This is a genomic window from Flavobacterium sp. (assembly GCF_041392085.1).
GTDB lineage: Bacteria > Bacteroidota > Bacteroidia > Flavobacteriales > Flavobacteriaceae > Flavobacterium.
The window spans coordinates 71,807-97,346 of the sequence record NZ_JAWKMW010000004.1; the positions used below are offsets into that span (position 1 = coordinate 71,807).

The window sequence follows — 25,540 nt, forward strand, 5'->3', positions numbered from 1 at the left end:
TTTAAATTTTTCGTGTAATTAATTGAATGAATTTATTTTCTGGAAAAAATTCTTTAGCTACAACTTTCAAAATAGTATAAATTGGCACTGCAATAATCATCCCTACAATACCGGAAACCATTCCGGCAATTAAAATAACTAAGAAAATTTCTAATGGATGTGATTTTGTACTGCTTGAAAAAATGAGCGGTTGATTGAGATTATTATCAATTAATTGTACCACAAAAAAGCCTATCAAAACATAAACTGCTTTGGGTAAAATTTCCGTTTGAAAATCACCGCCAATTCCTCCAATCATGGTTAATGCTACGGCTAAAACACTCCCAATTAGCGGTCCGACATAGGGAATAATGTTTAATACTGCACAGATGAAAGCAATAACAAAAGCATTTTCAACACCAAAAATAAGAAGCACTATAAAATATAAAATAAATACGATAAACAATTGCAGTAACAAGCCTAGAAAATAACGTGTCAACAAATTATTAATTTTTTTAAGAGAATTCAAAACTTCTTCTTCTAAACTATCAGGAATAATTCTTTTGGCACCAGCCATAAAGATTAACCTATCTTTTAAAAAGAAAAATGTGATAAAAAGGACTGAAGCAATGCCAATTCCTATCGAACTTAATGTTGAGATAATTTTGTTTAAAAAAGAAGGAATAATATTCAAATTCATGTAGGAGGCAACATCAACGTCTTGAAAAATATCTTCTACCAAGATACCGTGATCAATAAGGTATAAACTCAAATCATAGTATAAAAGTGTCACTTTTTCTTCAATAGCTTCAGTATTCAGTAAAGATAAACTATCAGCTTGTGAAGAAATTAATGGGACAAACATTAAACCAAACAGAAAAAAGAATAAAATCAATAAAAATAGAGTCGTAATAACTGCCCAAAAATTATTGAATTTACATTTTGCCTTTAAAAAACTTACAACAGGGTAACAGATAAGTGTAAGAATTAAAGCTACAGCCAAATAAATGATAACGGATTGAATAGAATATAAAAACCATGAACCCAAGGCAACTAGTGCTAAAACACCTACAGCTCTTAGAATCCCGTTTGCTATTGTTTTAGAAGTCATAGAAAGTTCTACTAAAGTAACTAAATTAATTTACAAAAACGTAATACATTAAATTGGCTCCCATTTTCAATGCCTTCTCACGCACTTCTTTGGGATTATTATGTACTTCTTCGTCTTCCCATCCATCGCCTAAATCGGTTTCAAAAGTATATACCAAAGCTAGTCTTCCATCGATAAAAATACCTAATGCTTGCGGTTTTTGTTTATCATGTTCGTGAATTTTGGGAATACCGTTTGGAAACGAATAAGGAGTTTGAAATATTTTATGATTAGACGGAATTTCAACCAACTCATTATTCGGGAAAATCTTTTTAATCTCTTTTCTGATATACTTATCCATCCCGTAATTGTCATCAATGTGTAAAAATCCTCCTGAAGTCAAATAATTTCTGAGGTTCTCAACTTCATTATCGTTAAAAACTACGTTTCCATGTCCCGTTAAATGGACAAACGGATACGAAAACAAATCTGAACTTCCCGGCTCAACAGTAATCGGTTTAGGTTTGATTTTGGTATTAATATTTTGGTTACAAAATTTAATCAAGTTGGGCAACGAAGTAGGGTTACCATACCAATCACCACCACCATTGTATTTTAAAAGGGCAATTTCTTGAGCGTTTGCGGTCAAGCATACAAAAAATATAAAAATTATTTTTCTCATCGAAGTTATTAATCATTCATCAAAACCACTGTATGACAAGCCACCAATGCAGCCGTTTCTGTTCGAAGTCTTGTATTGCCTAAAGATATAGGAATAAATTGATTTTCTAAAGCAATTTCTATTTCTTTAACAGAAAAATCGCCTTCGGGACCAATTAATACAGTGCATTCTTCATTTGCATTTAAAACTGATTTTAAGGTTTTTTTATCTGTTTCTTCGCAATGAGCAATGAATTTTTGTCCGTTATATTGTTTTTTTACAAATTCTTTAAACGGAATCGGTTCATTCAAAATCGGTAAAAAATATTGATTAGATTGTTTCATTGCAGAAAGTAATATTTTATCAAATCGCTCTGTTTTGATTGTTTTCCGTTCAGAATGATCACAGAAAATTGGGGTGATTTCCTGAATACCTATTTCAGTTGCTTTTTCTAAAAACCATTCGTAGCGGTCATTCATTTTGGTTGGAGCAACAGCCAAATGCAAGTGAAATCTTGGTTGTTCTTGTTTTTCAAAAGAAAGAATAGTTACCGTGCATTTTGAAACCGAAACAATTGAGATTTCAGTTTTAAACAAAATACCTAATCCATTGGTAACAAATAAAATATCCCCGGTATTTTTACGTAAAACTTTTACAATGTGCTTGCTTTCCTCTTTATCAAAAGAAAAAGAAGTTGAATGCTCATTTATGTCTTTATAGTAAAATAATTGCATTTAGAATTCTATTCTTGCTTTCGAAACTACCGAGGTATTTTCAAAATGATTAAGTAAATATTTTTGATAACCCACTATGCCAATCATCGCAGCATTATCTGTAGTATATTCAAATTTTGGAATATAGGTTTTCCAACCGTATTTCACTTCTGCTTCTTTTATTGTTTTTCTAATACCGGAATTTGCAGAAACACCCCCTCCAATCGCAATTTGATTGATTCCGGTCTCTTGAACAGCCAGTTTTAGCTTATCCATCAATATTTTTATAATGATATTTTGAACAGAAGCACAAATATCAGCCTTATTTTCTTCAATAAAGTTTGGATTTATAGCCGTATTTTTCTGCACAAAATACAAAATCTGGGTTTTCAAACCTGAAAAACTAAAGTTCAAACCATCCACTTTGGGTTTCGTAAACGGAAAGGCATTCGGGTTTCCTTCTTTTGCAAATTGATCAATCAAAGGTCCTCCCGGATAGGGGAATCCTAATATTTTTGCTGTTTTGTCAAATGCTTCACCCACTGCATCATCAGTGGTTTCTCCAATAACTTTCATATCAAAAAAACCGGAAACTTTTACGATTTGCGTATGACCTCCGGAAATTGTGAGAGCTAAAAATGGAAAGGTAGGTTTGTCAAATCCTTCTTCATCAATAAAGTGAGCCAATATATGGGCTTGCATATGATTTACAGCCAAAAGAGGGATATTTAATGCCATTGAAATCGATTTAGCGAATGAACTACCAACTAAAAGCGAACCCATTAAACCAGGCCCTTGGGTAAAGGCAATTCCGTGTAATTGATTTTTATTGACTCCAGCTTTTTTAAGAGCCATATCCACAACCGGAACAATATTTTGTTGGTGTGCACGAGAGGCTAACTCGGGAACAACTCCACCATATTCTTCGTGAATTTGCTGCCGAGCCACTAAATTCGACAGTACCTTGTCGTTTTTCAATACTGCAGCAGCTGTATCGTCACACGAACTTTCAATCGCTAAAATATAAATGGGATTATTTGTCATAAAAAGGCATGGAATTTGAATATATTTGTTTTGTTTATTTTAAAAGACAACATACTTTTTTCAATCATAAATAATTATTTTTGTGCATGATGAAAGTACACTTTTTATTTGAAACACTGCAAATTTATAACATTTAAAGGTATCAAAAAATTTAAAAAAATAGTAATTCGAACCATAGTGGTATTGCTACTACTGTTACTCTTTTTAGGGATACTCTTAGCATTACCACCTGTTCAAACAAAGATTGGTCAATATTTGACTAATACAATCAACAAAGAATATGGCACAGACATCACTGTAAAACAGGTTGGTTTTACCATTTTTGGAGGCATTAAGTTAAAAGAGGTTTTAGTGAGAGACCACCATGAGGACACTCTTTTTTTTGCCACACGAATTAAAACAACTATCTTGGATGCAAATCGCCTAATGGAGGGTGATTTACTTTTTGGAGATATTAATGTGAATTCGTTATACTTTAAATTAAAGCAATACAAAGGAGAGAATTTTACCAACCTGGATAATTTTATTGATGCTTTTGATGATGGGAAACCATCTTCTGGTAAATTTTTAATGTTGGCCGAATCTTTACACCTTTCTGATAGTCGTTTTTTAATGATTGATGAAAACCTACAAAACCAAAAAATTCTAGATTTTCTCAGTATTAATGCTACATTAAATGATTTTAAAATCAAAGGATCTGATGTTTACACTTCAATTTATAAATTAAATTTCAAAGATTTCCGTGGGTTACAAGTACAAAACATAGCATCGGAATTTACTTATACCAAAGAAAATATTTTACTTGATAAGTTAACACTCAAAACTAATCAATCATTTGTGAATGCCAACGTAGCCTTACGGTACAAAATAGAAGATTTTGCCGATTTTAATAACAAGGTTATTTTTCATGCTACTATTGATACTGCGTCGGTTGCCACAAATGATATTCGTTATTTTTATAAAGAATTAGGAAAAAACAACCGATTTGATTTTAAAACAAGCCTGTTAGGTACTTTGAATAATTTTACCACTCAAGATCTTATTTTAGCTGATCAAAACGGAACAAAAATTATTGGCGAAATAAATTTTAAGAACATCTTTTCAACTAAGTATGATTCTTTTTATATGAAAGGTGATTTTAACCACTTGGCCTCAAATTACAATGACTTAGTATCATTACTGCCTAACATACTGGGAAAATCACTTCCTACTTCACTTAAAAAATTTGGTCAATTTGCCATTGAAGGTAAAGCAGAACTTACTTTTGAAACCATTCAAACAGATTTAATTATTCATTCTGCCTTGGGGATATTAGAAGCAGATTTAGCAATGAATAATATCCAAGTAATTGACAACGCTTCTTACAAAGGAAATGTGGTACTGAATAATTTTAATTTAGGTTCATTATTGAATCAAAAAGAGTTAGGACTTGTTTCAATGAATGTTAACGTAAACGGGAAGGGGTTTACAGAACAATTTATTGACACAAAAATAAAAGGAAATGTGAGTCGATTCCAATACAATCAATACAATTACCAAAAAATTATCATTGACGGAAATTTCAAAAAACCAGTTTTCAAAGGAGAAATCAATATTAATGACCCCAATTTATTCATGGACTTTAAAGGCATTGTTGATGTTTCCAAACGAGAAAACCAATATGAATTTGATGCATTAGTGGATTATGCTAATTTAAGTAAACTCAATTTTGTTAAAAATGATTCTATCTCCATTTTCAAAGGAAAAATATATACTAATCTTTCCGGTAATAGCTTAGATAATATTCATGGTGATATTTTGGTTGAGCAGGCTTCTTATCAAAACAATAGAGATATATATATTTTCAATTCTTTCAATATAACGTCAACTTTTGATAACCAACGAGAAAGAACAGTCGCCATAAATTCTCCTGACATTATTGAAGGAAAACTCATTGGAAAATTTGAATTCAACCAATTACCGCTATTAGTAGAAAATTCACTCGGGAGTATTTATGCAAATTATAGTCCAAACAGCACCAAAAAAGGTCAATATTTAAAATTTAATTTTTCTATTTTTAATAAAATTATTGAAATTTTTTACCCTGAAATCAAAGTCAGTTCCAATACATTTATCAAAGGAAGTATACATTCTGACAATAATGATTTTAAATTAGATTTCATATCTCCTGAAATTACTGCCTTTGAAAACAAATTTGAAAAAGTTGATATCCAAGTAGATAATAAAAACCCATTATTTAACACCTATGTGAACATTGACAGTGTTAAAACAAAACACTATAATATAGCTGATTTCCATTTAATCAATGTAACAAAAAGAGATACATTATTTTTTAGGACAGAGTTCAAAGGAGGAAAAAAATCTGATGATTATTACAATATTGATGCATACCATACTATAGACGACAAAAAAAACAGTGTGGTTGGTATTTTTAAATCAGAATTGAATTTTAAGGATTATTTATGGTATCTCAACGAAGAAAATAATAATAAAAACAGAATTGTTTTTGATAAAAAATTCTCCCATTTTATTTTCGAAAATTTTTCGATGACGCATGAAGAGCAAAAAATCAATTTTTTTGGTGAAATTAATGGTTCAGATTTTAAAGATTTAAAATTAAATTTTAATCATGTAAATGTAGGTAAATTAATTCCGGATATTGAAAACTTTGATATGGAAGGTAATATGAGCGGTGAGATTGATTTTAAACAAAATGCCGAGATATTTGAACCTTATGCTTCTATAGAAGTTGAGCAAATGAAGGTAAATAATATTGATTTTGGTAAGTTAAATCTTGATGTTAAAGGAAAAGAAGATTTAAAAACATTTTCTGTTAATGCCAGTATAAAAAACGACTATTTTGAAAGTTTTTTAACTGAAGGAGATATTACTTTTATGGATGAAAATCCAATAATGGATTTAGATGTCAGATTAAATAATTTTAATATAGGAGCCTTTAGTACAATGGGAGGTGATATCATTACAAACATTCGCGGTTTAGTAACAGGAAATGCTAATTTTAGAGGAGCATTATCAAATCCCGAAATTAATGGTAGACTTTTTCTTAATGAAGCCGGCTTAACAGTTCCTTATCTGAATGTTGATTATGAATTAGAAAAAAATGCCATAGTTGATTTAACAGAGCGACAGTTTCTATTACGCAATATCGAAATCACCGATTCAAAATATAGTACAACAGGAGTATTAGAAGGAAACATACGACATACTAATTTGTCAGATTGGAAACTCGATTTACAAATTAACTCATCTAATTTAGTGGTTCTGGATACACAAGATAGCGAGGAAGCATACTATTACGGAAAAGCATTTATAGATGGGAAAGCAAGCATCAGTGGACCAACAGATGCATTGCTTATTGCTGTTGATGCTACTTCAAAGAAAGGAACTGCAATAAAAATCCCAATTTCAAATGTGCAATCGGTTGGAGAAAAAAATTACATCCGATTTATTACACCCGAAGAAAAGTACAACTATAACACCAACCTTAAAAATATCAATAGAAATTATCATGGTTTAGAACTTGATTTTGATTTAACGCTAACTGAAGATGCTGAAATTGAGGTAATTTTAGACAAAGAAACCGGACATAATATGAAAGGAAGAGGTGTAGGGATTATCACAATGCAAATCAATACGTTTGGCAAATTCAATATTTTTGGGGATTATCAAGTTTATGAAGGCATATACAACTTTAAATACCGCGGTTTGGTTAGTAAACGGTTTGATGTAAAAAAATACGGAAGTATCATTTGGGAAGGCGATCCACTCAGAGCAAGGTTAAATCTTGAGGCTGTTTACAATACTAGAGCAAATCCGGGAGTATTACTTAATAATGTTTCCGTGAATCAAAAGGTACCTGTAGAAGTTGGTATTGCCATCAATGGTACTATCAGTAATCCTGAACCGGATTTCAATATCAATTTTCCAACAATTAGTTCCGTTCTAAAATCTGAAATTCAAACAAAATTAGACGACAAAGATACGCGTCAAACACAAGCACTCTATCTACTAGCATCAGGTAGCTTTTTAAGTCCGGAAGGAGCATTAGGACAGAATGCATTGTACAACAATTTGTTTGAAACTGTTAGCGGAGTTTTTGACAATCTCTTCAATGATGAAGACAGTAAAATTTCAATGGGTGTTAATTATGTAGCACCCGACAATACACCGGGTAGAGAAAGTGATGGCAATGTGGGTGTAACTACTTCTTTTAATTTGAATGAACGCATTTCAGTGAATGGTAATTTGGGAGTTCCCGTAGGAGGTATCAATGATGCTGCTGTTGTAGGTGATGTTGAAATATTGTATCGTGTAAATGATGATGGAACATTAAATATGCGTGTTTTTAATCGAGAAAGCGATATTAATTATGTTGGAGAAGGTATTGGTTATACGCAAGGAATTGGTGTGTCATATCAAGTTGATTTTGATACATTTAATGAATTAATTACAAAAGTCTTCAAAAACGCAAAACTTAAAGAAGAAAAAAACACTAATGATGACATACCTGATTCAGATTTTGCTCCTGAATTCATCAAATTTACTAATGAACGAAAAAAAGTCAAAACAGAAAAAAAGCAAACAACTCTTCCTAATATCGAAGATATTCCATAACAATATTTAAAATAGCTAGTCTTTTACTCCTTTATTGATGTATATCAAAAACTTATCAACGAAAACGATTGATTTTTGGTTAATATGTCAATTACTCAAAAAAGCACTATTTTAAGTCACTAATCTTTGTTAATTTTACATTATAAACGTAGAAAAATGAATAAAACTATAAAAAAAATAGGTGTTTTAACTTCTGGTGGTGATTCTCCCGGAATGAACGCAGCTATTCGTTCTGTTGTGCGAACTTGTGCTTATCACAACATAGAATGTATAGGAATTTATAGAGGTTATCAAGGCATGATAGAAGGTGACTTTAAAGAAATGGGGCCTCGTTCAGTAAACAATATCGTAAACAAAGGAGGTACTATCTTAAAATCTGCTCGGTCCAAAGAATTTATGACTCCTGAAGGACGAAAGAAAGCCTATGAAAACTTGTATAAAGTTGGGGTAGATGGTTTGGTTATTATAGGTGGAGATGGAAGCTTTACCGGTGCCGAAATTTTCAACAAAGAATATGGCATCCCTGTAATAGGTATTCCCGGAACAATTGATAATGATATTTATGGAACAAGTCATACTTTAGGATATGATACTGCTTTGAATACGGTGGTTGAATGCATCGACAAAATTCGTGATACAGCAAGTTCACATAACCGCCTTTTCTTTGTGGAAGTTATGGGACGTGATGCCGGACATATAGCTTTAAATGCAGGAATAGGGGCAGGGGCTGAAGAAATATTAATTCCAGAAGAAGATTTAGGCCTAGACAGATTATTGGAATCACTTGAAAAAAGTAGAAATTCAGGAAAATCTTCTAGTATAGTTGTAGTTGCAGAAGGTGATAAAATGGGTAAAAATGTATTTGAATTAAAAGATTATATCGAACAGCATTTACCCGAGTATGACATTCGAGTTTCTGTATTGGGTCATATGCAACGAGGTGGTGCTCCTTCTTGCTTTGATAGGGTATTAGCCAGTAGATTAGGTGTAAAAGCCGTTGAATCATTGATGGAAGGAAAATCAAATTACATGGCCGGTATTATTCAAGACGAAGTAACATTAACACCACTAGAACAAGCTATTAAAGGTCATTATCCTATCGACTTAGAATTATTACGCGTTTCAGATATAATGTCAACATAAAAAAATAAGTATAACAATCAGTTTAACAATTTTAAACTAAAAACAAACAAAAATGTCAAAAGTAAAAGTAGGAATTAACGGTTTTGGAAGAATCGGAAGAATTGTTTTCAGAGAAACATTCAACAGAGATAATGTAGAAGTTGTAGCAATTAATGATTTACTGGCAGTAGATCACTTGGCTTATTTATTAAAATACGACTCCGTTCACGGACGATTTGCTGGAAAAGTAGAGGTAAAAGAAGGTCAACTTTTTGTAAATGATAAGAAAATTAGAGTTACCGCTGAAAAAGACCCTTCTAATTTAAAATGGGATGAAGTAGGAGCAGAAGTTGTTGCCGATTGTACAGGAATATTTACAACATTAGACTCAGCAAATGCACATATTAAAGGTGGGGCAAAAAAAGTAGTTATCTCTGCTCCTTCAGCAGACGCACCTATGTTTGTAATGGGTGTTAACCATGATAAAGCTACTGCTGCAGACACTATTGTTTCAAACGCTTCTTGCACTACAAACTGTTTAGCTCCATTAGCAAAAGTGATTAATGATCATTTTGGAATAGTAGAAGGTTTAATGACAACTATTCATGCAACTACGGCAACTCAATTAACCGTTGATGGTCCCTCAAGAAAAGATTTTCGTGGAGGTAGAGCAGCATTGTTAAATATCATCCCGGCGTCTACCGGAGCTGCAAAAGCAGTAGGAAAAGTAATTCCTGAATTAAACGGAAAATTAACCGGAATGTCAATGCGTGTGCCAACTGCAGATGTTTCCGTGGTAGATTTAACCGTAAAAGTAGCCAAAGAAACTACGTATGATGAAATTATGTCCGTTTTGAAAAAAGCATCCGAAAACGAATTAAAAGGTATTTTAGGTTTTACCGAAGATGATGTAGTGTCTCAAGACTTTGTTTCAGATCCTAGAACATCAATCATTGATGCTAAAGCGGGTATTGGATTAAATTCAACTTTCTTTAAATTGGTTTCATGGTATGATAACGAATATGGTTATTCAAGTAAATTGATTGATCTTTCTGTGCATATTGCAAAACTATAATTTTCATAAAAGGTTCTGTTGTGTTAATTGTATAACAGGACTTTTTTTCTAACAAACAAACTCAACCAAATGAAATTACTAGTAGACAGCGGTTCAACCAAAGCCGATTGGATTTCCATTGATGATAATGGTAAAGTTCAATTTACAACGCAAACGTTGGGTTTAAACCCTGAAGTGTTGGATCAAGAGGAAATCATCAGCCGTTTAAATGATAAATTTGATATTTCGCAAAATAAGGACAAAGTAAAACAATTGTTTTTTTATGGAGCAGGATGCGGCACAGATAGAATGAAACTTTTTTTGAAAGAAATTTTTCAAAACTATTTTAAAAACGCTGAAGTAGACGTGCAAGAAGATACCTATGCGGCTGTTTATGCTACCACACCCAAAGATGAACAAGCCATTGTTTGTATTTTGGGTACAGGTTCAAATTGCAGTTATTTTGATGGTAAGGTTCTTCATCAGAAAGTACAGTCTTTAGGATATATTGTAATGGATGATGGTTCGGGCAATCGATTTGGCAGACATTTATTAAGAGGTTATTATTTCAACAAAATGCCTAAAGAATTGGCTAAAGAATTTGAAGCAGAATTTAATTTAGATGCTGATTTTATTAAAGCCAACTTGTATAAAGAACCAAATCCAAATGCGTATTTAGCAACCTTAGCAAAATTCATTATCAAGCACAAGGAAAATGATTTTTGTAAAAAAATCATTAAAAGTGAATTAAAAAAGTTTGCTAAAAACTACATCATGCAATATGATAATTGTAGAGATGTTTATGTTCATTTTGTGGGCTCAATTGCGTTTTATTTAAAAGAAGAATTAGATGAAATTTTGACAAAATATGACATCAAAACAGGAAATGTATTACGCAGACCTATCGATGGTCTTATCGCTTATCATGTTTTAAACAAATAAATTTTAACGTTCAAAACCAATAAGAAAAATCATAATTTTATAACTATGATTTTTCTTTTTTATTTTTATATATTTAAAGCTAATTTTTTTAGAATATGGAAATAGCAATTATAGCTCATGATGGAAAGAAAGCTGATATGGTACAATTTTTAAACAAAAACAAACCCATTTTGCTACATGAAAAAATTAAATTAATAGCCACCGGAACTACCGGAAGCAAAGCTGAAAATGCTGGGTTTAAAGTAAAAAAAATGCTTTCTGGTCCGCAAGGAGGTGATGCACAAATTGCAGGAAGAGTTGCCGAAGGAAAAACAAAAATGGTGCTTTTTTTCAAAGATCCATTGTCAAGTCATCCACACGAACCTGATGTGAATATGCTTATTCGAATTTGTGATGTACACAATATTCCGTTAGCAACTAATGAAGCAACTGCCCAACTATTATTAAATGGACTATTAATTGATTAAAAATTTGAATTGCATGTTGAATCATTAAACTAAATTCCGAGTTTTATTCATAAAACCAACAGAGAACAATCAATTAAGAACCAATATCTACTTAACTGCCACCATCGAAATCTCTACATTCACACCTTTGGGTAATCCTGCCACTTGCACAGTTTCTCTTGCAGGTGCTGAATTTTCATCAAAATAACTTCCGTAAACACCATTTATCTTTGCAAAATCATTCATGTTCATAATGAAAATAGTAGTTTTAATGATATTTTCAAAAGACATATCAGCAGCTTCTAATACAGCTTTCATGTTTTCCATTACCTGCTTGGTCTCTGTTTCAATATTATCCAAAACTAAATCTCCCGTTTTTGGATTTATAGCAATTTGACCTGAAGTATACAATGTATTTCCAACCAATACGGCTTGACTGTAAGGACCAATAGGAGCAGGAGCTTTATCAGTAAAAATTATTTTTTTCATCATCAATAAAAGTAAAAATTATAATAAAAATGACTATCTTAATTGTCTATCCGGTAATGCACGTTTATCCCATTTAATATCGCTCAGAACAGATGATTTGATTCCTATAAAAAATCCCCAAGAGGCATAATCACCATAAGGAGACCAATTAAAATCCATTCGCCAACTCAGTAAATCGCGTTCAAATCGAAATTGGGTAAACGTTACTCCTTGTTGTACAAAATCATATCCTGTTGAAACACCGACTTTCCATCGAGGAGTAAGATCAAGATTACCTGAAATCATGACCGAATTTCCGGTTATTTTTTTTTCCCTATTATTGTTGCCATAGGTTAATGAATAGGCAAAAGTTAAATCCCAAGGAAGTTTTGCGTTGTAAAATTCTGTGGTTTCCTTATTTTCAGCATCATCAATATTATCGTCATCAAACTGACTTTGCCTTCGATTACTCAAATCCGTATTCGTGCCAAACAAATCATCCTCACGACCTCCATTTCGAGCACCTTGAGAATTTTCGTTGTTTTTTTTGTTTCCTTCACTAGAAAGTGAATAATTGATGGTCATGTTGGCACTTGTCATACGGAATAAACTTCCACCGTTATCTATATTCCAAGTGTTAATTCTTCTTCCGGCTCCATTAATTGCATAGGGGTCTAAAGTGGCTCCAAAATTTACATTCATTTTGTTATTAAACAATGCTGTTCCTCCACTCATTCTTACCGGTGCCCATCTTAATGAATCTGCTGCCATGTTATAACTAGTGGAAAAATTCAATTGATTTAACAGCATAACTTTTTTAGGTTCGGTTTTAGTACTGTCTTTATCAGTCATTTTTGCTTCAAAAGTATTACTAAGGTTAAACCCTAAACTATTGGCGTAGCTATTTCCGGGAGCTCCGAAAATGCCTTTTTCAAAACGAGTAAATTCAGCCATCCTTCCACTTGCATCCATTGCATAGGTGTCATAATATTGTTCGAAACTTGGTGTGTAACTGTGGGAAACAGAAGGTCTCATTACATGACGAATAGCTTGTATTTTCTTCGTTTCACCAAAATTAAAAGTTCCATATATTGTGGTTCCAACACTTGTGGAAAAGGAATACGTTCGAAAGGCATCAAAACCATTAACATCTTCCGTAACAACCGTATTGCTGTCAGAATCAAAACGACGGTTGATTGTTTTTAAATACCAAACTTCATTATAATTGGCACTAGTAGATACGCTAAAATATTTAAAAATTTTAAAGTTAGTACTTAAAGGAATAGAATGTTGAAAACCTGTGTTGGCATCTTTAAACATTTCAGATTTAAAAAATAAAGAATCTGTAGTAGCAAATCGGTTTTCTCCTCTAAGGTTGTATTGAAAATTGATATTTTTAAAAAACCCTTTTTTTGGACCATCTTTGGGTGCAAATGGAAAAATACGGTCAACATTTACTTGTAAAGTAGGCAATGTCATATTGATTTCCTGCGTTCTGGAATTTTGATTATGAGTAGCCGTCAAAGACATATTTACTTGGGGAACAGAATTAAATGTCTTTGAGTAAGATATAGATGAACTTAAGTTATTATTTAGTGTAGAGCCTATATTTACCTGATTTAGTGATTGTTGAAAAAAAGTACTGCTTCCCAAATTTACAGAAGCTGAAAACCGGGAAGAAGGATTTGACTTTGTATCTTGAGAATGTGACCATTGAATGTTATATATTTTTGACTTACTGTAGTCCGGAAAACCTCGTTCACTTTGGATGAGATTTTCAAATCGAACATTAAAATTCCCTCTGAATTTATACATCCAAGCATAAGAAGATTCAAAACGAAGTGCCCAACTTCCGTTGGTATAATAATCACCCATTATGGCTAAATCATAATAATCGCTTAAGGCTAAATAATAGCCTCCATTTTGCAAAGAATATCCTTGTCGTCGGGTATCTTGAAAAGTAGGGACAATCAAACCAGACTGACTGGTTTCTGTCATTGGAAAAAAAGCAAAAGGAATAGCAATAGGTGTCGGCACGTCCGCAATAACCATATTGGTTAGACCGGTAACCACTTTTTGCTTGGGAACCAATTTAATTTTATTCGTTTGAAAATAATATTCAGGATTGTCAATATCCTTTGAAGTAGTAAAACGAGCTTTTTTTAAGAAATAGACCGAATCATTTTCTTTTTTAGTAATTTCGGCTTTCACACGAAATTCCCCTTGATCTGTTCTTGAATTCCAAATCAACGCCTTTTTTGATTTTGTATTGAATCGAATAGAGTCGGGTTCCACCACATTAGAACCCTGTTTAAAAACCGGTAATTGGGTATATGCTCCTGTTGAATCTTTAATTCTTCCGGCGTATACTTCATCTTTTTCATAATTCATTACAATAATACCTGCCTTTAATTCAATATCCAAATAATACAATTCGGCATTATTATACAAAGTAATCAGTTTATTTTTTTGGTCAATTTTGGCGTAATCAGTTGCTGTATATTTTATTTTCCCTTCTAATAATGATTTTTTTTCAAGCTTAGGTAGACTGTCTTTTTTTATCGTATCATTAATTTCAGTAAAACGTTCCTTATTGAATATCAAGCTGTCAGATTCATTCTCTGCTTTAATTTGCAACGTCTTGGTCGGTAAATGCTGAGCGTAATTTTTTTGAATCCCAATTGTTAGGAAAAATGCTGATAAAACGATATGAAATAAGTTTGTACGCAAAGGTTTAAATACTATTTTTGTAAATGTATGGCTTGATTTTTGGAGTGCCAAACTTACATATAATTTTTGGGTCAAAAATAAGTAAATATTAAAATTTAAAACCTAGAGTTTTAATTAAAATTAACTTTTAAAAAAATGAATATCTTTAATAGAATTAAATTTTTAAGTATTCTGTTGATTTTTATGTCAACAACTTCATTATTAGCACAAACCAACAGCAAGTTTAAAGTAGTCTTAGATGCTGGCCATGGTGGGAAAGACTTAGGAGCAAATTATTATGGTTTTATTGAAAAAAATATTGCTTTGGCCGTAGCGTTAAAAGTTGGTAAACAGCTTGAAAAATATAGTGATGTACAAGTAATTTATACCCGAAAGACAGATGTTTTTGTGGAGTTGATTGAACGTGCCAGAATTGCCAATCGAGCAAATGCGAACATGTTTTTATCCATTCACTGTAATGCCGCCCCTAGAGGACAAGCCTACGGTACAGAAACTTTTGTAATGGGTTTAACAAAAAACGCTTCCAATCTTGAAGTAGCAAAGAAAGAAAATGCCGTAATTACATTAGAGAGTGATTATAAAATGAAATACGAAGGATACGATCCAAATTCACCCGAAAGCGTAATCGGCATAACCCTGTTACAAGAAGAGTATTTAGATCAAAGTATAACCATCGCAACAAAAATTCAGAACGAATACACTAATAAACTAGACAGAAAAAACAGAGGAGTTAAACAGGGGCCATTTTTAGTTTTAAACCAAACTGCCATGCCAAGTGTTCTTACAGAATTAGGTTTTCTTTCTTACAAGCCGGAAGGTGCGTATTTAAATTCTGAAAAAGGACAAGATGAATTAGCGAAGGGTATCACAGAAGCAATTTTATCCTATAAAAAAGAATATTACGGAAATACAACGCCAATAGTTGATGAAAAACCTGTACAAACAAGTGCAGAAATTCCTGATGAGACAACAACAACAACAACAACAACAACAACAACAACAACAACAAAACCTGAAGAACGAGTTGTAGATACTAAATACTCCGATTCTAAAGGAGTTGTATTTAAGGTGCAAATTTCGGCAAGTGGAACAAAATTAGAACTCTTGCCAAAAAACTTCAAAGGATTAGAACCTATTACTCGTATAGCGGAAAATGGTTTGTATAAATATTTTTACGGCCAAACATCTAGTTATGAAGAAGCAAAACAAAATTTAGCTGAAGCTAAAAACAAAGGCTATGACTCTTCTTTTTTAGTAGCGTTTAAAAACGGAAAAAAAATTACTATTCAGGAAGCATTGCAACAGTAAAATAAATTTAGTTTTATAAATTTGTATTAAATCGTATTCCATTGAAATTATCAAAAGAAATTAAAACAGCCATCTTAGTTATATCATCCGTATTACTATTTATTTGGGGATACAGCTTTTTAAAAGGTACCGATATTTTATCAAACCATAAAACGTTTTATGTATTGTACGATGATGTAGAGGGCCTTCTACCATCTGCTCCGGTTACGATAAACGGACTTGCAATTGGCAAGGTAAAATCAATCTCTTTTTTAAATAAATCAGGAAAATTAAAAGTAGAATTACAAATTGATACTGATTTTGAAATAGCTAAATCAAGTGAAGCAAGAATATATGAGCCGGGACTTATCGGCGGGAAACAAATTCAAATTGTCCCTAACCTCAATGATACAAATTTTGCTCATGATGGGGATTATTTAAAAGGAGGTGTTAAACCGGGATTAACCGAATTAGTTTCTGAACGCTTAACGCCACTTCAGGAAAAAATTGAAAAAGCTATGGTGAGTGCAGACGGTGTTTTGCTAAACATCAATACACTTTTGGATGAAAAAGCAAAAAAAGATTTGAAAAATAGCTTCGCTGAATTAAATGAAACCTTAACAGCTTTGAGTCAAGCTTCTAATTCGGCTAACGAAATAGTAACCAATAATAAAGGTAAACTCAATAATGTTGTAGATAACTTTGAAAAAGTTTCTTCTAATTTTGAAAAACTTTCTGACTCTTTAGCTCAATCAAACCTGAAACAAACTGTCGAAAATTTGGAAAAAACATTAGTAAATGTAAACAAGATAATTGCAAATGTAGAAGCCGGTAATGGTACAATGGGTAAATTACTGAATGATGATAAAATGTATACTAATTTCACCAAAGCTTCAAAAGAACTTGAACTATTATTACAAGATTTAAGGTTAAATCCAACACGTTATGTGAATGTTTCATTATTTGGAAAGAAAAACAAACCCTATGTAGCCCCAACAGAAACCGATTCTACAAAAAATAAAAATTAACTTTTATGAGTTATTTAGACAATATACTGTTTGCCATCATCCTCCTTTTAGGATTTGGTTATTTTTCAATCAACGTAAAAAAGTTAATTCGAAATATAAAAATTGGCCAAGATGTAAATAGAAAAGACAACACTTCTGAACGTTGGAAAAATATGGCTATGATTGCCTTAGGCCAATCCAAAATGGTTAAAAGACCCATTGCAGGAATACTTCATATAATTGTATATATTGGGTTTATAATCATAAATTTAGAATTGTTAGAAATTATTATTGATGGACTTTTTGGAACACACCGCGTATTTTCTTTTATGGGTGGTTTTTATAACATTCTAATTGCTTCATTCGAAATCTTAGCCGTGTTGGTAATTGTTTCAGTAATCGTTTTTTGGTTAAGACGAAATGTTATCAAACTCAAACGATTTGTCAACTCTGACATGAAATCTTGGCCAAAAAACGATGCAAATTATATTTTATATTTTGAAATAGTCTTAATGACTCTGTTTTTAGTGATGAACGCCTCAGATTATTGGCTACAAGAAATGGACGTGCACCATTATGATGAAGCAGGTAGCTTTCCAATCAGTCAATTTATTGCACCTTTATTTAACGGCTTATCAGAAGGAGTTGTTATCGTCATCGAACGTACCGCTTGGTGGTTACATATTTGTGGAATTTTAGTGTTTTTGAATTATTTATACTTTTCTAAACATTTACATATTCTATTAGCCTTTCCAAACACCTATTTTGCTGATTTAAATCCTAAAGGAAAATTTAATAATTTGGAAAGTGTAACCAATGAAGTAAAATTGATGTTAGATCCAAATGCAGACCCTTTTGCTGCTCCTGTAAATACTGATGTGGTATCTGCAAAATTTGGAGCTAGTGATGTACACGATTTAAATTGGGTTCAATTGCTCAATGCATACACTTGCACAGAGTGTGGAAGATGTACTTCTTCTTGTCCGGCTAATCAAACCGGTAAAAAATTATCACCTCGAAAAATAATGATGGATACGCGTGATAGGTTAGAGGAAGTGGGTAAAAATATGGATAGTAACAATGGCATTTTTGTTCCTGATAATAAATCATTGCTAAATGATTACATTACTCCTGAAGAACTTTGGGCATGCACATCATGTAATGCATGCGTAGAAGAATGTCCGGTGAACATTAGTCCATTATCAATCATTATGGATATGCGTAGGTATTTGGTAATGGAACAAAGTGCAGCACCTATGTCATTAAATGCAATGATGACAAATATAGAAAACAATGGTGCTCCTTGGCAATACAACCAAATGGATCGCTTGAATTGGAAAGACGAAAATTAACCTATAAACCAAACAAATTCCCATATGTGTGAGGCTTGGGAAGATGTTTAATGGATGTGAAACTAAAAAAAATTAAAATGAAAACGGAAGACATTGAAAAAAAGCTACAAAGCATTACGGAAAATGGTCAACATTTAAGCCCAATTTTACCGGAAGGAATTAAAAATTATTTAATTGATATAGATGGTACTATTTGTGATGACATTCCCAACGAAGAGCCTGAACGAATGCTCACCGCTGAAGTTTATCCGGATGCACTGAAAACATTAAATAAGTGGTACGATGAAGGACATATTATTTTCTTTTTTACCTCCAGAACAGAAGCACATAGAGAATATACAGAACGCTGGTTAAAACAACATGGCTTTAAATACCACGGAATGGTAATGGGAAAACCAAGAGGTGGAAACTATCATTGGATTGATAATCATTTAGTAAAAGCGACCCGTTACAGAGGAAAATTTACAGATTTAGTAGAAAAAGAAGTTACAATTCAAGTTTTTGATGATGAACATCATGAATAAATTTACGATTATTAGAGGGTTCGATTTTTGGATTATGATACTTTTAAAACAAATCTAAAAATCCTAAAATCAGAGAATCCAACAATCCAAAATCATAAAAAAATGGCAGAAAACGTAGTAGTTCCAACGATGGCCGAAATGATGGCTCAAGGCAAACAACCCGAAGTATTATTTTGGGTAGGATGTGCCGGAAGTTTTGATGATAGAGCAAAAAAAATTACCAAAGCATTTGTCAAAATACTAAATCGTGCCAATGTTTCTTTTGCGGTATTAGGTACCGAAGAAAGTTGTACAGGTGATCCGGCAAAAAGAGCCGGAAATGAATTTTTATTTCAAATGCAAGCCATAATGAATATTCAGGTGATGAATGCCTACGAGGTTAAAAAAGTGGTTACAGCTTGTCCGCATTGTTTTAATACAATTAAAAACGAATATCCTGAATTAGGTGGATTATATGAAGTAATGCATCACACCCAATTTCTAAAATCATTGTTGGATGATGGGCGATTAACGATTGAAGGTGGTGAATTCAAAGGTAAACGCGTCACTTTTCATGATCCTTGCTATTTAGGAAGAGCAAATAATGTATATGAAGCTCCTCGTGATTTAATTCAAAAATTAGATGTAGAATTGGTCGAAATGAAACGTTCACGAGCTAACGGATTATGTTGTGGAGCCGGAGGTGCACAAATGTTTAAAGATGCAGAACCGGGTAATAAAGAAGTGAATATTGAACGGACAGAAGATGCTTTAGAAACCAATCCGGACATCATTGCTGCGGGTTGTCCGTTTTGTAACACCATGATGACGGATGGTGTTAAAAACAAAGAAAAAGAAGGAGCAATTAAAGTTATGGATGTGGCCGAATTAATAGCAAATGCTCACGATTTATAAAGATGAGAAATAAAATTACTTTATTATTATTTTTAACTACCATCTTAGTCTTTAGTCAGAATAAAGAAGCTATTTACGATATTATTGCTAAAGAGACTTGTGAATGTGTTTACGGTAAAAAGATAGATGCAAAAAACGATGATGCAGAAAAAATTCAATTGGATTTTGGTTTATGTATAATCAATAGTTTTTCTAATCACAAAAATGATTTTGACGTACCGGTTAATTTAAATTTTAACGATGATGAAGCGATGGGACAGTTGGGTGAAGAAATTGCTATGAAAATGGTTCATCATTGCCCAGATTTTATTATTGCTTTGGGAAGTAGAGATGATGTATTGGATGCAGAAGAGATTCCAACCATGTCGATGGAAGTTGAATATATTGAGACAAGAAAAGGCGATTTTCAAACTATTACAGTAAAAGAAAGTAACGGAAGAATACACAGTTTGTTGATACTGTATTTTTTTGAAAATGTACATTTGATTACTGATGGCCTCGTTGACAAAAATGATAAACTTGTAGTAGATTATTTTGAGCAAGAGTTTTATGATCCGAAAGTCAACGATTTTAGATACTATAAAGTAATTCAAGGCATTAAAAAATTATAACTTAAAACAATGTACGTACCATTTAAAAATCTTCCCGAAGAATCCAGAATTTGGATTTATCAATCAAATCGTAAATTTTCGGATGATGAGCTTGCTATGATAGAATCTGATTTAGAAGAATTTTTAAAAAACTGGACAGCTCATGGAAACTCCTTAGAGTCTTCCTACATTACAAAATATAACCGTTTTATAATTATTGCCGTAAATCAGGAAATTCAACAAGCAACAGGATGCTCGATTGATAAATCAGTAGAATTCATTCAATCATTAGAACAAAAATATAAGGTTGATTTATTGGATAAAATGAATGTAACCTATAAACAAGGAGAATTTCTAACATACAAATCCTTAATCGATTTCAAAAGGTTGGCTAAAGAAAAAGCCGTTTCTCCTAATACAATCGTGTTTAATAATCTTGTCAATACAATCGAGGAATGGAAAGAAAGTTGGGAAGTACCGGCAGAAGACAGTTGGCATAGCCGTTTCTTTTAAAAAAACTTGACTTTTTATCAAAATTTCCTTTACTTTAATTTTTCTATCAATTTTAATTCTATTTTGTAATAGAATTTTATAACAAGGCATTAAGTTTGATTGTTATCAAGAGAGAAACTCGTTTTTATGAAATCCAAATTTGCTCAAGTCATACCCTTACTACTCACCTTAATTATAGTTGTGAATTGTGCGACCAACAAAATTGTCCAAAATAAAATCCATCATACACCAAAAGATTCAGTTCATTTTATTCAACCAAAATCAGATAAAATTGGAAGTCCTTTCATTAACTATACTGTAGAAACAGCAACTGAAAAAAAATGGGTTGATAGTATATATAATTCGCTTTCACTAGAAGAGAAAATCGGACAACTTTTTATGGTAGCTGCCTATTCTAATAAAGATTCTGCTCACATTACATCATTAAATAGGTTAATTACAGAGCAGAAAGTAGGAGGTCTAATTTTCTTTCAAGGCGGACCTGTTCGTCAAGCACAAATGACCAATCATTTTCAAATGATTACAAAAACACCTCTGTTTATTGGAATCGATGCAGAATGGGGATTAAGCATGCGACTCGATTCTGTCAATCGTTTTCCATGGAATATGACTTTAGGTGCCATTCAAGATCTCAAATTAATAGAAGAAACCGGTAAACAAATGGCACTACAATCAAAAAAATTAGGTGTTCATTTTAATTTTGCTCCTGTTTTAGACATCAATACTAATCCCAAAAACCCTATAATTGGTAATCGCTCATTTGGTGAAGATAAAGAAAAAGTAACAGAACGTGCTTTAGCTTTGATGAATGGATTACAAAGTAATGGCATTTTTGCTACCGGAAAACACTTTCCCGGACATGGAGCAACCTCTTCTGATTCTCATTATACATTACCGGTTATAAATTTTACGCAAGAACAGATTAGAGATGTAGAATTATATCCTTATAAGAAATTAATTAATAAAGGACTGGCCAGTGTAATGGTGGCTCATCTCGAAGTGCCGAGTTTTGAAACCCGAAAAGGTTATCCTTCATCCATTTCAAATACGATTGTAACTGATTTGTTGAAAAATGAACTAAATTTTAAAGGATTGATTTTTACAGATGCCCTCAACATGAAAGGTGCCAGTAATTTCAAAAGTCCGGGAGATATTGATTTGGCTGCTTTTCATGCCGGAAACGACATCTTACTTTTTCCGGAAAATGTACCCGTAGCTATTCAAAAAATCAAAGCGGCATATGAGCAACAATTAATTTCTGAAGAACGACTAGCCCATTCGGTAAAAAAGATTTTACATTACAAATTCAAAGCCGGATTAAACAAGTACAAACCAATAGATATTCAACACCTAACAGCATCCATTAATACCCCTGAAATGGAAGCACTACAATATCGATTATATGAAAATATTGTAACTGTTGTTCGCAATAAAGCTACAATTCTTCCCATCAAAAATTTAGAGAAGAATAAAATTGCCTATGTCAAAATGGGTGATGATACAAATGATATATTTTTGGAAATGCTTAATAATTATACCGATGTCACTGCTATTTCTAACACAAATTTAGATTCACTTTTAGTAGAATTAAACGACTACAGCAATGTAATCATTGGATACCACAAAGCTGACGGAGCATGGAAAAAACATGATTTTTCTAATGAAGAAATTCGATGGATAAATGAAATTGCAAAGCGTAAAAAAGTTATTCTATCATGTTTTGTTAAGCCATATGCTTTAAGTGCTTTTTCTTCATTTGAAGACATTGATGGCTTAATTATAGGATATCAAAATAATGAAATTGCCCAAACTGCTGTTGCAGAGCTTATTTTTGGAGCAATTAGTAGTAAAGGGAAATTACCCGTTTCTATCAATGATGAATTTACTTTCAACCATGGTTTAATAACAGAAAAAATCAATCGATTAGGTTTTACTCATCCGGAGAATGTTGGTGTAAATTCCTTAACTCTTGAAAAAATTGATGCAATTATGCAAAAGGCAATGCGTGAAAAAATGACTCCGGGAGGTCAGATATTGGTTGCCAAAAAAGGAAAAGTAATCTATCAGAAGGCTTTTGGTTTTCATACTTATGATAATCAAGTGGCTGTAAAAAACGCTGATATTTATGATGTAGCTTCATTAACAAAAATTGTAGCAACACTTCCAACATTGTTGCAGTTATATGACAAAAAGAAAGTAACATTAGATTCTAAATTAGGAGATATGCTCCCAATTTTTAAAGGAACCGATAAAGAAAATATAAACTTTAAAGATTTACTTTCTCACTACGCTCGTTTACAAGCTTGGGAACCTTTTTATAAAAAGACATTGGATAGTAATAAAATTCCATCTGAAAAATATTATAGAAAATTATACAGCGAAGATTTCCCTTTCCAAGTAGCAGAAAATTTATATTTACGAAAAGATTATCAAGATTCTATTCTATATGCTATTGCTAAGAGTAAGTTATTGCCTAAAAAAGAATATAAATACAGTGATTTTACATTTATCATTCTTAAACATTTTATAGAAAAATCTACCGGCAAAACCTTAGATGAATTAAGTGAAAAGAATTTCTATACCAAAATCGGAGCTACACACACCTTTTATAATCCATTAAAAAAGGTTGATATGAGTATTATTCCGCCCACTGAAGAAGACAATTATTTTCGTCACCAAACTATTCAAGGCTACGTGCACGACATGACCGCGGCTATGGAAGGTGGAGTAGGTGGTCATGCCGGTATTTTCTCCAATTCAATGGATATGGCAAAAATCATGCAGCTTTTTCTTCAAAAAGGGAATTATGGGGGTCAACAATTTTTTTCACCGGAAGCTTTTGATGTATTTAATACTTGTTATTATTGTCCGGAGGGAAATCGCCGAGGAATTGGTTTCGACAAACCACAATTAGGAAAATCAGGGCCAACTTGCGGCTGTGCTTCAATGACGAGTTTTGGTCATACCGGATTTACAGGAACCATGGCATGGGCTGATCCTGAACAGGAACTGGTATATATCTTTTTATCCAATCGAACTTATCCTGATGCAACTCAAAATTTGTTATCCAAGAATAACATTAGAGAAGATATTCAGCAAGTGATTTATGACGCAATAATTCCTGAAAATTAATTGGTTTTGAATGTTTTTCGAATAATATCATTAGGAAATGTAACTATACTTTCATGTCCGTTTTTTCCAACAGATGCTACACCAAAGTAGTAATTATCAATTACAATTCCTTTTAATTCAATATTATCAACATTACCTACAAAGCGACTATATTCCCATTGTGATGAAGTTGTGTTACGCCAATAAATTTTATACCCGGCTACCGAATTATCATTTATTTTATCCCAACGTAATTTGGTATTTGGTTCAACAATCCCACCAATTAACACATTGGTTGGAGCAGGAGGAGACCATGCTAAATTAGCCAAAACAACTGCATTAGCTGCAGTTAATTTAGCCACATAATCAAAATTAACGCCTTCTAAAACATCACCATATGCTATGCCATTTTCAGTTCGTAAATTTTGATGTTGGCGATTGTAATTTTCATGAGCTTCCATTATTCGGATACCTGCATAACCCAAATCATTAAACGGACGATGATGCCCACCACGACCAAAACGATCTAATCGATAAATCATCATTGGATTCATTTCCGGCATATACGTTTGAATTTGTTTGTGCATGTAACGTGCCAATTGTCGCGAAATACCATCGACTTCACCACCATAAAAGCGACGTTGATTTCTTTGCTTTTCGGTTTCGTTTGGAGGAGTAGGTTCCGAGAAAATTCTGAAACTTCGATTATCAATCACACCATCTACACCTTCGATGTTACCTATCATGTCATTATTTAATACACCAATAATTTCCCAATTATTTTTCTTAGCAAATTCGGCAAAACCTTTGCCGCCAAACAAACCTTGTTCTTCACCGGACAATCCTAGATAAATGATGCTATTTTCAAATGAATATTTTGATAAAACGCGTGCAGCCTCAATCGTTCCGGCCATTCCGGTTGCATTATCATTTGCACCGGGAGCATCGCCTTCATAATCCATCGTATCTGAATTTCTGGAGTCAATATCGCCTGTCATGATAATGTAACGATTAGGGTATTTTGTGCCTTTTTGAACGGCTACCACATTCACAATCCAAGTATCTTTTGGTACACGTTCACCTACATTAGTGGTTACAAAATCTTTTTGATAAAAAACTTCTAAACAATTTTTACACTGTTTAGAAATAGATTCAAATTCAGATTTTATCCAACGGCGAGCAGCTCCAATACCTCTAGTATTTGAAATGGTATCACTAAATGTATTTCGGGTGCCAAAATTGGCGAGTGTAGCAATGTCTTTTTGTAATCGGTTGGTAGAAACAGATTCTATGATGTCATAAATTCGACTATCTGTTTGAGAAAAAGTAATGGTTGAAAATAATAAAAGTAATGGAAGAAGGTAAAATTTCATATCCT

At 32.6% G+C, this 25,540-nt stretch carries 20 protein-coding genes; 13 read left to right on the top strand and 7 right to left on the bottom strand.

Annotated features, from left to right (window positions below):
* Window position 1: 1 nt before the first annotated feature.
* From R2782_RS00350 to tsaD, 4 genes are read right to left on the bottom strand one after another with little or no spacing between them, the layout of a single operon-like run.
* Window positions 2–1,090, bottom strand: coding sequence for an AI-2E family transporter (locus tag R2782_RS00350; RefSeq protein WP_371266057.1), 1,089 nt, complete (start codon window positions 1,088–1,090; stop codon window positions 2–4).
* A 25-nt stretch (window positions 1,091–1,115) separates the two neighbouring features.
* Entirely contained in the window at window positions 1,116–1,751 is a 636-nt protein-coding gene (locus R2782_RS00355; protein WP_371266058.1) for a DUF4159 domain-containing protein, read from the bottom strand.
* 8 nt (window positions 1,752–1,759) lie between these two features.
* On the bottom strand, window positions 1,760–2,464 hold the full coding sequence (locus R2782_RS00360) for a 16S rRNA (uracil(1498)-N(3))-methyltransferase (RefSeq protein WP_371266059.1): 705 nt from the start codon (window positions 2,462–2,464) through the stop codon (window positions 1,760–1,762).
* A complete protein-coding gene (tsaD, locus tag R2782_RS00365) occupies window positions 2,465–3,487 on the bottom strand; it encodes a tRNA (adenosine(37)-N6)-threonylcarbamoyltransferase complex transferase subunit TsaD (protein WP_371266060.1) in 1,023 nt (340 codons plus the stop codon). It abuts the gene before it with no gap.
* Between the two features lie 177 nt (window positions 3,488–3,664).
* Between tsaD and R2782_RS00370 the strand changes: the two genes are divergently transcribed.
* The 5 genes from R2782_RS00370 to R2782_RS00390 all read left to right on the top strand — a co-directional run bounded on the left by R2782_RS00370 (window position 3,665) and on the right by R2782_RS00390 (window position 11,707).
* Window positions 3,665–8,122 carry a translocation/assembly module TamB domain-containing protein gene (locus R2782_RS00370; protein ID WP_371266578.1) on the top strand — a complete coding sequence of 1,486 codons (4,458 nt, stop codon included), beginning with the start codon at window positions 3,665–3,667 and terminating at the stop codon, window positions 8,120–8,122.
* Window positions 8,123–8,278: 156 nt separating this feature from the next.
* Window positions 8,279–9,265 (top strand): 6-phosphofructokinase, encoded by a 987-nt coding sequence (gene pfkA, locus R2782_RS00375; RefSeq protein ID WP_371266061.1) that lies wholly within the window; start codon window positions 8,279–8,281, stop codon window positions 9,263–9,265.
* A 52-nt stretch (window positions 9,266–9,317) separates the two neighbouring features.
* Window positions 9,318–10,319 (top strand): type I glyceraldehyde-3-phosphate dehydrogenase, encoded by a 1,002-nt coding sequence (gene gap / locus R2782_RS00380; RefSeq protein ID WP_371266062.1) that lies wholly within the window; start codon window positions 9,318–9,320, stop codon window positions 10,317–10,319.
* A gap of 69 nt (window positions 10,320–10,388) precedes the next feature.
* Window positions 10,389–11,240 carry a BadF/BadG/BcrA/BcrD ATPase family protein gene (locus tag R2782_RS00385; RefSeq protein WP_371266063.1) on the top strand — a complete coding sequence of 284 codons (852 nt, stop codon included), beginning with the start codon at window positions 10,389–10,391 and terminating at the stop codon, window positions 11,238–11,240.
* 95 nt (window positions 11,241–11,335) lie between these two features.
* Window positions 11,336–11,707, top strand: a complete 372-nt coding sequence (locus tag R2782_RS00390; protein ID WP_371266064.1) for a methylglyoxal synthase — start codon at window positions 11,336–11,338, stop codon at window positions 11,705–11,707.
* Between the two features lie 87 nt (window positions 11,708–11,794).
* Here R2782_RS00390 and R2782_RS00395 read toward each other — a convergent pair whose 3' ends face one another.
* The gene (locus R2782_RS00395; protein ID WP_371266579.1) at window positions 11,795–12,175 is read right to left on the bottom strand and encodes a RidA family protein; all 381 of its coding nucleotides are present in this window, start codon (window positions 12,173–12,175) and stop codon (window positions 11,795–11,797) included.
* A 33-nt stretch (window positions 12,176–12,208) separates the two neighbouring features.
* Window positions 12,209–14,884: a putative LPS assembly protein LptD gene (locus R2782_RS00400; protein WP_371266065.1), complete on the bottom strand. Its 2,676-nt coding sequence runs from the start codon at window positions 14,882–14,884 to the stop codon at window positions 12,209–12,211.
* 135 nt (window positions 14,885–15,019) lie between these two features.
* Between R2782_RS00400 and R2782_RS00405 the strand changes: the two genes are divergently transcribed.
* From R2782_RS00405 to R2782_RS00440, 8 genes are all read left to right on the top strand, one after another.
* A complete protein-coding gene (locus tag R2782_RS00405) occupies window positions 15,020–16,192 on the top strand; it encodes an N-acetylmuramoyl-L-alanine amidase (protein ID WP_371266066.1) in 1,173 nt (390 codons plus the stop codon).
* 41 nt (window positions 16,193–16,233) lie between these two features.
* Window positions 16,234–17,199 carry an MlaD family protein gene (locus R2782_RS00410; protein ID WP_371266067.1) on the top strand — a complete coding sequence of 322 codons (966 nt, stop codon included), beginning with the start codon at window positions 16,234–16,236 and terminating at the stop codon, window positions 17,197–17,199.
* Between the two features lie 5 nt (window positions 17,200–17,204).
* The gene (locus tag R2782_RS00415) at window positions 17,205–18,530 is read left to right on the top strand and encodes a 4Fe-4S dicluster domain-containing protein (RefSeq protein ID WP_371266068.1); all 1,326 of its coding nucleotides are present in this window, start codon (window positions 17,205–17,207) and stop codon (window positions 18,528–18,530) included.
* A gap of 77 nt (window positions 18,531–18,607) precedes the next feature.
* Window positions 18,608–19,054 carry a phosphoheptose isomerase gene (locus tag R2782_RS00420; protein ID WP_371266069.1) on the top strand — a complete coding sequence of 149 codons (447 nt, stop codon included), beginning with the start codon at window positions 18,608–18,610 and terminating at the stop codon, window positions 19,052–19,054.
* Window positions 19,055–19,156: 102 nt separating this feature from the next.
* A complete protein-coding gene (locus R2782_RS00425) occupies window positions 19,157–19,948 on the top strand; it encodes a (Fe-S)-binding protein (protein WP_371266070.1) in 792 nt (263 codons plus the stop codon).
* Window positions 19,949–19,950: 2 nt separating this feature from the next.
* A complete protein-coding gene (locus tag R2782_RS00430; RefSeq protein ID WP_371266071.1) occupies window positions 19,951–20,559 on the top strand; it encodes a hypothetical protein in 609 nt (202 codons plus the stop codon).
* Window positions 20,560–20,568: 9 nt separating this feature from the next.
* Window positions 20,569–21,051, top strand: a complete 483-nt coding sequence (locus tag R2782_RS00435) for an ABC transporter ATPase (protein ID WP_371266072.1) — start codon at window positions 20,569–20,571, stop codon at window positions 21,049–21,051.
* Between the two features lie 126 nt (window positions 21,052–21,177).
* Window positions 21,178–24,183, top strand: coding sequence for a glycoside hydrolase family 3 N-terminal domain-containing protein (locus R2782_RS00440; protein WP_371266073.1), 3,006 nt, complete (start codon window positions 21,178–21,180; stop codon window positions 24,181–24,183).
* Here R2782_RS00440 and R2782_RS00445 read toward each other — a convergent pair.
* On the bottom strand, window positions 24,180–25,535 hold the full coding sequence (locus R2782_RS00445) for a M28 family peptidase (RefSeq protein ID WP_371266074.1): 1,356 nt from the start codon (window positions 25,533–25,535) through the stop codon (window positions 24,180–24,182). The genes R2782_RS00440 and R2782_RS00445 overlap by 4 nt on opposite strands.
* Between the last annotated feature and the right edge of the window lie 5 nt (window positions 25,536–25,540).